Source organism: Coprococcus sp. AF99-45, from assembly GCF_027663865.1.
GTDB classification, from domain to species: domain Bacteria; phylum Bacillota; class Clostridia; order Lachnospirales; family Lachnospiraceae; genus Allocoprococcus; species Allocoprococcus comes.
In genome coordinates, this window is sequence record NZ_JAQDGZ010000044.1 from 1 (window position 1) to 4,853 (window position 4,853).

8 protein-coding genes and 2 pseudogenes are annotated in these 4,853 nt (G+C 39.2%); 6 read left to right on the forward strand and 4 right to left on the reverse strand.

Features of this window, described 5'->3' with window-relative positions; translation table 11 throughout:
• The 3 genes and pseudogenes from PGR14_RS15750 to PGR14_RS15760 form a co-directional block, all read left to right on the forward strand.
• Nucleotides 1–229 (forward strand): annotated as a pseudogene (locus tag PGR14_RS15750) (helix-turn-helix domain-containing protein); the annotation flags it as partial.
• A gap of 259 nt (nt 230–488) precedes the next feature.
• On the forward strand, nt 489–917 hold the full coding sequence (locus tag PGR14_RS15755) for a hypothetical protein (RefSeq protein ID WP_055219100.1): 429 nt from the start codon (nt 489–491) through the stop codon (nt 915–917).
• A 67-nt stretch (nt 918–984) separates the two neighbouring features.
• Entirely contained in the window at nt 985–1,398 is a 414-nt protein-coding gene (locus tag PGR14_RS15760; protein WP_055219102.1) for a hypothetical protein, read from the forward strand.
• Between the two features lie 499 nt (nt 1,399–1,897).
• Here PGR14_RS15760 and trxA read toward each other — a convergent pair whose 3' ends face one another.
• Nucleotides 1,898–2,206 carry a thioredoxin gene (gene trxA / locus PGR14_RS15765; protein WP_055247598.1) on the reverse strand — a complete coding sequence of 103 codons (309 nt, stop codon included), beginning with the start codon at nt 2,204–2,206 and terminating at the stop codon, nt 1,898–1,900.
• On the reverse strand, nt 2,197–2,655 hold the full coding sequence (locus PGR14_RS15770) for an RrF2 family transcriptional regulator (protein WP_055247597.1): 459 nt from the start codon (nt 2,653–2,655) through the stop codon (nt 2,197–2,199). The genes trxA and PGR14_RS15770 overlap by 10 nt, the downstream gene beginning before the upstream one ends.
• A 329-nt stretch (nt 2,656–2,984) precedes the next feature.
• Here PGR14_RS15770 and PGR14_RS16345 point away from each other — a divergent pair, with 329 nt between their 5' ends.
• Nucleotides 2,985–3,206, forward strand: coding sequence for a DUF4118 domain-containing protein (locus PGR14_RS16345; protein WP_416387064.1), 222 nt, complete (start codon nt 2,985–2,987; stop codon nt 3,204–3,206).
• Here the strand turns inward: PGR14_RS16345 and PGR14_RS16175 are convergent.
• On the reverse strand, nt 3,107–3,424 hold the full coding sequence (locus tag PGR14_RS16175; protein WP_055247594.1) for a hypothetical protein: 318 nt from the start codon (nt 3,422–3,424) through the stop codon (nt 3,107–3,109). The genes PGR14_RS16345 and PGR14_RS16175 overlap by 100 nt on opposite strands.
• Between PGR14_RS16175 and PGR14_RS16350 the strand changes: the two are divergent.
• A pseudogene (locus tag PGR14_RS16350) lies at nt 3,353–3,574 on the forward strand (ATP-binding protein); the annotation flags it as partial. The gene PGR14_RS16175 and the pseudogene PGR14_RS16350 sit on opposite strands and share 72 nt — an antisense overlap.
• Nucleotides 3,559–4,086, forward strand: a complete 528-nt coding sequence (locus PGR14_RS15780; RefSeq protein ID WP_055247592.1) for a response regulator transcription factor — start codon at nt 3,559–3,561, stop codon at nt 4,084–4,086. The pseudogene PGR14_RS16350 and the gene PGR14_RS15780, both read left to right, overlap by 16 nt.
• 248 nt (nt 4,087–4,334) lie before the next feature.
• Here the strand turns inward: PGR14_RS15780 and PGR14_RS15785 are convergent, their stop codons facing one another.
• A complete protein-coding gene (locus tag PGR14_RS15785; protein ID WP_055247590.1) occupies nt 4,335–4,577 on the reverse strand; it encodes an EamA family transporter in 243 nt (80 codons plus the stop codon).
• Nucleotides 4,578–4,853 lie beyond the last annotated feature (276 nt).

The window sequence follows — 4,853 nt, forward strand, 5'->3', positions numbered from 1 at the left end:
TACGGATATTGAAACAGCAAATAGGAAAAAGCCGTTGAAAGTGGTGGTGGATATGTCACAGCCTGTTTCTGTCCAGCCGAAGAACCAGACCGACCTTGACGTGCTGATGAAACTGGATTTAATAGACAGTGATGATATGGAAGAAGTGTCGGAGTTCCTCGACAAACTCTTAGCAAAAGAGAAATATGAGGGGCGGAGAGAATCAAATATGAAGTATGTTGCAGGATAGGAATGATTTCTAAGCCGACCGCTTGCCCAGCCGACCCGTCGCCCTGTTAGGAACCGTCGCTCTGGGCACCCTGCGGGACGCTGGTTAGCAGAAAAACACGAACAAGGGAATATGGACGGTAGACTATGCTTAAAGTCGGTACAGTGCGGAAAAGGGTATGTGGAGATGTGAAAGTCTTGCATACTTTTTTCTTGTGCGTTGAACATATATGATTTATACTAAATAATAGTTAAGCAAATTTGAATTTGAGGAGGTATATATGAAAAAGATAGTGACACTTTTACTGTTTATGGTTTGTTTTTGCGGATTAGTTGGATGTGGAGTAAAACCTGTATCGGATGCTAAAATCAATTATGGGTCATCGTCTATCTATTCAGAAGAAGATATGAATGCTGCTATCGAGTTAATTAAAGAAGAGTTCTCCACATGGGAAGGATGTGAATTACACGATATTTTCTATTCTTCTGATGATGAAGTGAATGAAGAGAATATTGCTTGGATGAATGAGTTGGCAAAAGGTCAAAATCTAAGCCCAGATTTTACACAGTGTATTATGTTTAAAAGTAATTTTCATTCGCCGAAAAATGGTGGTGGAGCATGGAATGCGGATGAAGAATATACAGATTGGCAATGGTGGCTTGCTCGTACAGAAGGCGGAGATTGGAAACTGCTTACATGGGGATATTGAAGCTAACAACTTCCAGCTTGTCGGGCTGGAAGTTGTCAAACTGAAATGTAAATGGAGGGTTATGTAAATGAAAAAAATTGGAATAGTTTTACTTATACTTATTTCCCTTACAGGTACATTGTTAGGATGCGGAAAACAAGATGTGAATAAGGACTTGGAGAGCATTGAGGCGTCGGAAATCAAACAAATAGAACATACAGGAACTACAGGCGGGAAAGACGGTGATTATTCGTATTCTTTTTCAGATGATGAAGTTATCGAGTTTATAAATTTGTTGAATCAAGTAAAACTTGGTGACGAAGTAGACGAAAACAAAGCATTATCAAGTGGTGCTGTTTCTTATTATACTATCCATCTTGCGACAGATGAAACGCTGACAATTAGTCCAGGTAAATATTTTAAAGTTGCAGACAGATATTATGAGTTTGACAATTATGATGAATTGTGGGATGAATTTATAGTATTTAACAGTATAAAGTAAACTTCGGAAAATTCCAGTTTGTGAGTGACAGGCGTTTGAACACTTTTTGAATACCGCAGACTTGATGAAGTCTTCAAAGCCCCTTTCTTTCAGTATGTGTCGTTATCTAAAGCGGTTCGATTCCGGTCTGCGGCATTAGTAAAAAGTAGGAGAAACGTTGAATTTACAGCGTTTCTCTTTTTTTCGCAACAAAACGGGAGAGCAAAATCCCCATACTCTCCCATCTTTCAGCTCATCCATTTTTATTCTTCAACAGCCCATTTCTCAATCTGTTTCATAAATTTCTCATCTTCTGAAATAACTTTTACCGGCATCTAGTTCTTTACTACAGCTTCCTTCAGATTCCACCTCACAATGGACACCCCTGCTGTTCAGCTATATACTTCCTTGTTACCTAGGCGTATTCAGGACTTTCACCCGTTAGAGCGCGCCCATGGCGCGCAAACTACAAAAAGGATGTGCCTTGGCACATCCTTAGATAACTTATTCTATATTCTGCTTACCGAATCAGCTGTTCCAGCTCACTCTTTTCCTGAACTCCTAAAGTTCTCTCTGCGACCTTTCCATCTTTGAATACGAGAAATGTCGGAATTGACATTACCTTATATTCTCTGGCAAGCGCCATCTGCTCATCCACATTCACCTTACCTACCTTTACATCTGTAAGCTCCTGTGCGAGTTCATCAACAACCGGTCCCATTGTCTGGCATGGTCCACACCATGTTGCCCAGAAATCTACCAGTACTGGTTCTTTTGCATTTAATACTTCTTCTTCAAAATTCTCTGTTGTTAAATTGATTACTGACATGATAGACATCCTCCTGTTTCATTATCTTTTTCTTCTTTAAGGGCAGTAAGCCGTTCCTCTACTTTCTGGATCGTGATTCTTTCCAGATAATCATTACAGCTCCTGTTCATCCCTGTTACAAGTTCGTCCATAACTACAGACATCCCACTTGCAACCAAACACTTTTTATCCGGGTTTCCTGAACGCCAGGATGCTTTTACAAGCGTATTCTCCAGTGCATCACTGATCTGCCTCAGCGTAATATCCGAATTTGCTTTTGCGATCCGGTAACCGCCTCCCATGCCTTCTCTTGTCTCGATCAGACCGGCTTTTTTTAGTTTTCCCATCACTCTGCGTATGCATACAGGATTTGTACATACATTATCTGCGAGTTCTTCACTTGCGATAGTAGCATTGCTGCGATCCAGAAATACAAGTGCATGAACCGCTATTGCAAATTCACTTGTCACGCTTCTCCCCTCATTTCTTATATGTTGAACTGTAATTTTTTTAATTACAATTTATACTGTAACAATATCACATACAGTTTGTCATGTCAACCTCTTTGCCTGGATTTTGTTATGATTTTTTATCTCTTTTGACATTTGCGAGGAAATATGATAGTTTTTTGTGAAAATTTTGTTTATTTATGAGTATTATCTGCTATGAATAAATTATTACATAACAATACACTTTTTACACTCACACTACTTGGCATCGCGACCGCACTTGCCTTTCTTTTTTCTCATTCGTTTCTGAAAATACTGCAAACATCGCATTACTTTATATTATTGCCCAAATCTTGATTGCACGATATACGAACGGATACCTGCACGGGCTCTTTTCTTCTGTTTTCTCCGTAATCTGTATCAATTTCTTCTTTACCTATCCGTTTTTCCGACTGAATTTCACATTGAGCGGCTATCCGGTCACATTTATCGGAATGTTGATCATTACATTGCTCACCACAGCAACCACTTCCTCTCTTCTGTCTGATGGTTCCATCTTATCAGATGCATAAAAAAGCGAACTTCTTGAAAATATTGAAAATGACTCCAGCTGGCTCCTCAATATGGTTGAAAATCTTCTCAGTGTAACAAGACTCCGGAGCTTACCGTCACTGATCATCCAGACCACGTAACCTTCTGTGTCAAAGATTTCGGACATGGTCTGAACCCGGACATTATTCCGGATATTTTCAGTGGCATCTGCCACAATACTGGTTCCGTTGACTCCCACAAGGGTATGGGAATCGGCTTATCAATCTGCAAAATGATCATTGACGCACACAATGGTTATATCGAAGCCAAAAACCACACCAATGGTGCTTTATTTCTGTTTACATTACCAAAAGAAGAGGAGGAAAACATTCCATGCAGCCAAAAGTAAATATCCTTTTTATAGAAGACGAACGAAATATCCTTACTTTTGTTAGAAAGCTGTTATATGGGCACAATTATAAAGTAACAACCGCCATAACCGGTACTGAAGGTCTTCAGCTGATAAATTCTATCTGTCCAGATCTCATTCTCCTTGATCTTGGGCTCCCGGATATGGATGGTCAGACAATCATCCGGCAGGTTCGTGAATGGTCCGACTGTCCAATCATCGTCATCTCTGCCCGTACAAATGAACATGAAAAGGTAAAAGCTCTCGATCTTGGCGCGGATGATTATATCACCAAGCCATTCGGTTCCGCCGAACTCCTTGCACGTATCCGCACCTCACTCAGACACAGTACCCGGATGAATAGCTCTTCAGATCAGCTCTTCCACCCTTACAAATGTGGTGAGCTAATACTCGATTTTGAAAAACGTACCCTGACTATCAGTGGAAATATCGTTCATTTGACTCCAATCTCTTTTCAAATTACATATTTTCTCATAAAATGGCTTTATTAAAAGAAATACAAAGAACTGGAGTGAAAGAGGCATGAATATTGGAATGTTACTTTTGATTTTAATTGGAGGCTTTGCAGGTCTTTTTTCTACACTTTATATTTGTATCAGTCTTCCATTCACCATTATATGGAAGATTTATCGCCGGGTTGCAAAAAGCATCCCGATTATGAAATAGCTGTTTCGTTTAACATCCTAATTCCAAATAAGAATGCCGGAGTAATGCTCCGGCATTCGTCATCTTTATTTTATTATTTTTTGTCTTTATTTGTAAGATTACACATTACAATTGCTACCATCACAAGAATAATCCCGAATATTTCTCCTGCTGATAAGGTTTCTTTATATAGTATTACACCAATCAAGGTAGCTGCAACCGGCTCAACTGATGCCAAAATAGAAGCTTTTCCATTATCTAAATTTTTAAGACCGGAAGTATACAGGCAAAATGCAAGCACTGTACTTAAAAAACCAAATTTCAAACTTGCGGACAAAAATTCCCATGCTTCCCCAAAGTATCCCTGCCAGAATTACCATTCCTGATGCAAGTTTTTTCATTATCCTGCCTCCTTATATCCAAAAAGGATGATAACGCAACAAGCATTGTTACGCAATCATCCTTGAAATACTGTTTTTACTATAATACAAATATGCAGAGCTGTCCAGCCTAAATCAGACTGAATCTTTTATTATATTTAAATTTGACCGACTCCACATATGGTGTCCGGATAAATATCATCGATACAATTCCTTCGGAATTTCCTATGAAA

Bases quoted from the DNA above. Each gene is read 5' to 3' on its own strand.
- PGR14_RS15755 (WP_055219100.1), top strand. From the start codon at position 489: ATGAAAAAGATAGTGACACTTTTACTGTTTATGGTTTGTTTTTGCGGA.
- PGR14_RS15760 (WP_055219102.1), top strand. From the start codon at position 985: ATGAAAAAAATTGGAATAGTTTTACTTATACTTATTTCCCTTACAGGT.
- trxA (WP_055247598.1), bottom strand. From the start codon at position 2,206: ATGTCAGTAATCAATTTAACAACAGAGAATTTTGAAGAAGAAGTATTA.
- PGR14_RS15780 (WP_055247592.1), top strand. From the start codon at position 3,559: ATGCAGCCAAAAGTAAATATCCTTTTTATAGAAGACGAACGAAATATC.